The organism is Bacteroides sp. RTP31139st1_H2_RTP31139_211217 (assembly GCF_040227615.1).
In the GTDB taxonomy this organism is placed as follows: domain Bacteria; phylum Bacteroidota; class Bacteroidia; order Bacteroidales; family Bacteroidaceae; genus Bacteroides; species Bacteroides uniformis.
In genome coordinates this window covers 859-1266 of the sequence record NZ_JBCNZM010000347.1, presented here as the reverse complement: position 1 = coordinate 1266, position 408 = coordinate 859, and the positions used below count along the sequence as shown (strand labels likewise).

Genomic DNA, 408 nt, shown 5'->3' with positions numbered 1-408 from the left:
ATTTCTTCAGCGGAGAACGTGATGGTGATTGTCATAGGCACATCGTTATTCGCGTCCAGAGTTTCCGAGTAGTGAACGATGTATGCGTTCTTGAACTGGATTTCCTTCATCTTGGCGTCCTCCTCCGTTTTCTTATAGATAATCTTACCTTCTACGGGTTTGAAAGCACTGTTCAGCATTGACTCGATAACAGAAGTGTCTTCTGTTGATTCGATAGTTACTTTTACTCTACCGCCCAATACGCTTGAAGAGGGCATACCTTTAGAGTCCGTGTTACGACTGAACTCATAGTTTGAATAAAGGACGTCAAATTCCTTGTTGTTAAGTTCTAATGATGCTCTAAATGCCATAATTCGTTGGATTTAATGAGTTAAACTTAATTTTTACTGCGGTCTCTCCGTCCTTGCG

At 41.2% G+C, this 408-nt stretch carries 1 protein-coding gene; it reads right to left on the bottom strand.

Going from position 1 to position 408, the window contains the following annotated elements:
• Positions 1–350, bottom strand: a 350-nt coding sequence (gene tssD / locus ABUA47_RS24825; protein ID WP_349832299.1) for a type VI secretion system tube protein TssD, incomplete at its 3' end; no start/stop codon positions are given.
• Between the last annotated feature and the right edge of the window lie 58 nt (positions 351–408).